The sequence below is a fragment of the Thiomicrospira microaerophila genome (assembly GCF_000934765.1).
GTDB lineage: Bacteria > Pseudomonadota > Gammaproteobacteria > Thiomicrospirales > Thiomicrospiraceae > Thiomicrospira > Thiomicrospira microaerophila.
Genome location: NZ_KN882198.1, coordinates 19,208 through 21,859, shown reverse-complemented (window position 1 = coordinate 21,859; position 2,652 = coordinate 19,208). Strand labels below are relative to the sequence as shown.

General features: G+C 37.8%; 4 protein-coding genes. All 4 read left to right on the top strand.

Features of this window, described 5'->3' with window-relative positions; all coding sequences use genetic code 11:
• Window positions 1-418, top strand: a 418-nt coding sequence (gene cas6 / locus NA59_RS13835; RefSeq protein WP_232504111.1) for a CRISPR system precrRNA processing endoribonuclease RAMP protein Cas6, incomplete at its 5' end; no start/stop codon positions are given.
• Window positions 419-574: 156 nt separating this feature from the next.
• The gene (gene cas1 / locus NA59_RS14635; RefSeq protein WP_052501718.1) at window positions 575-1,522 is read left to right on the top strand and encodes a CRISPR-associated endonuclease Cas1; all 948 of its coding nucleotides are present in this window, start codon (window positions 575-577) and stop codon (window positions 1,520-1,522) included.
• Between the two features lie 28 nt (window positions 1,523-1,550).
• Window positions 1,551-1,838: a CRISPR-associated endonuclease Cas2 gene (gene cas2 / locus NA59_RS13825; RefSeq protein WP_044414221.1), complete on the top strand. Its 288-nt coding sequence runs from the start codon at window positions 1,551-1,553 to the stop codon at window positions 1,836-1,838.
• Window positions 1,839-1,856: 18 nt separating this feature from the next.
• Complete coding sequence (cas2, locus tag NA59_RS14630) at window positions 1,857-2,225, top strand: CRISPR-associated endonuclease Cas2 (RefSeq protein WP_052501717.1); 369 nt, start codon at window positions 1,857-1,859, stop codon at window positions 2,223-2,225.
• Window positions 2,226-2,652 lie beyond the last annotated feature (427 nt).

The following is a 2,652-nucleotide window of genomic DNA, read 5'->3' as shown; positions in this document are numbered from 1 at the left end:
TGTGCCGCCCCAGCCCCATGTCATGGAATTAGAGATGATGACACCGCTACGTTTGCTAAAGCATAAACGTTTAATGCAACCGGATCGTTTTGAGTGGGAATTTTTTATTCGAACATTGGTTAGACGTATCACGAGTTTGGCCTATTTTCATCAAAACCATGAAGAGACGATTGACTTTAATGCATTGTTTGCCAATGCCGCTGAGCATCAGATAGTCCAAAATTTAGTATTCGAACAAAATCATCGCTACTCAAATCGTCAAAAAAAAGAGATACCACTGGATGGTTTAAAAGGCGTAATGGAATTGAAATTTACAAAACAAGATGACCCTTTATGGCCCTGGATTTGGATGGGACAATACACGCATAACGGAAAATCCACAGTGATGGGCTTAGGGCAGTATGTACTTCATTATTAAAAATTAATCACACACATCACAAACTTGCGACCTGTCAGCTTTATTCATTTAGTGAATAAAATAGGCACATCGAATAGATCGCAACATCATCAGCGAACCATTCTATATTTATTTTAATTCGAAATTAGATATTTATGAGCATCATGGAGGTTCGCTATGAATGGTTTTCCAGTTATTATTGATCATAAAGAAGCACACGTTAGTTACAAAACAGACACCCTTGTCATTAAGACATCCGAGGCTAGTACTCAAAGCCTACCTATAGAGTTAATCAGTTATGTTGTCATTCATGGCAAGCCAGCTGTAGAGTCAGATGTATGGCGACATTTAGCTGATAAGGGAATTCCTGCTGTTATTATTCCACTAAAGGGGCAGGGCCAGCCAGCCTGGTTGGGAGCGGGTTTGACAAACAGCATACCGCTGCGTATGACACAATATAGTTGTTATCAAACACCAGCATGTCGTCATGATTATGCGCTGCAGTTAGTTTATTTAAAATACTTGGCGCAATGCCGAACGCTTGAACTCTTAAATATCCCTCATATAGCAAACATATTACCTATTGAGCATGTTGGACTAAATAAATTATTGGGTTTGGAAGGCACATTGGCGAGAAATTACTTTAATGCGCTTAAGCCTGCCATTGAGTCGCATTGGAATTTTAATGGTCGAAACCGCCAGCCACCAAAAGACCCCCTCAACGCTTTTTTAAGTCTCAGCTATACTATGTTAACACTGGTCATGCAAAGGGTTATACAGGAAACGGGGCTAGATCCTTGGTTAGGAATTTATCATCAGCCATACCCAGGAAGGCCTGCTTTAGCGATAGATTTAATAGAGCCAATACGACCCCAATTAGACCTATGGGTTATTCAGACGCTACATGAATCATTTAGGCCTGAAGACTTTGCAAACTCCGATCAAGATGGTTGCCGACTGATTAAGGAAAAAAGGCACGATTACTATCATGCTTGGGCTGATCTTTGTGCGCAGTTTACGGAGAATAAGACACTAGAGCAATACTGTCGAGAGCAAGTGGTAGCGTTCATAAAATATATAAGGCTCAATCCTTACGCCAAAAATTATCAAGATGATGCTTTTTGAAAAATGTTTAAGGCTAAGGTGAAAAAGCATGGCAACTAGATACCCTGTTATCATCGCATATGACATAAAAAGTAATGCCATGAGAGCAAAGATGTTAAGAATACTCAAGCGATGGCGCTTAGATGGGCAAAAATCTGTTCATGAGTGTTTGCTTACGCGCCAGCAAGCTCAAGAACTTTACCTGCAACTAAAGTCTATTGCAAATCCAGAATCAGATAGAGTTATGTTAGCGTGGATAAACCAAAATAGACCCATATATAACAAGGGCACTGGAATAGGAATAGGTTTTTTTAAAACGCTGTTTTATATTAAGTAGCAAATTAAGGGGTTTAGGATGGATAACAACGCGAAGTGGCACGTACTTGCATATGATATTCGTCATGTAAGACGTTTGGCTAAAATACACCGAATAGTTAAAAAAGTTGGGCTTCCTTTCCAAAAGTCAGTCTTTCTAATACACGCAAGTGAAAAACGGCTACAAAAAATACTATCACTCATTGAAAAATACATGGATGTGAATGAAGATGATGTAAGAACATACCCAGTAGAAAGTGCTCAAACTATTTGGGTATATGGCCTTGGTTTAACGCCTGATTTAATAATGGATAGCTCACCAAAAATAAGTGCTTGGCAAAAAACAAAACAGTGGCTTAAAGCTAACTACCCTAAGAATAATGAAGGACTTGGTAATCCTTCAACCTGATAGACGTGTGAGTGATGATTATTTTTCTTTTGTCGAGTATTAGGATTGCTCAAGATGGGTTGTATTGGTTATTGGATTAAGATTTTAATTTTGACTTGATCTTGAACGCTGTCTGAAATCAACTCTATAAAAGGTTATAATATGATAAGTTTTAATTGAAACAATATTATATACACGTTCTAAGTTGTGTTGATGGTACAGTATATTGCCTTCAAATTTGTTTTAAAAAAACTTATTAAGCGTTTGTGTTGATTTAATCTAGTTCTTTAAAAATGTGGATAAGTCGGGGCAAATTCGTTCGTTTTCAAACATAGCTTTTTTGCCTAAAAAATAGGCAGAAATTTTCCTGTGTAAGTTATTGAAAAATAACAAAATAAGTTATCCACAACTGTTCATGATCAGCCCCGCCAAATAGGGGATTAAGACC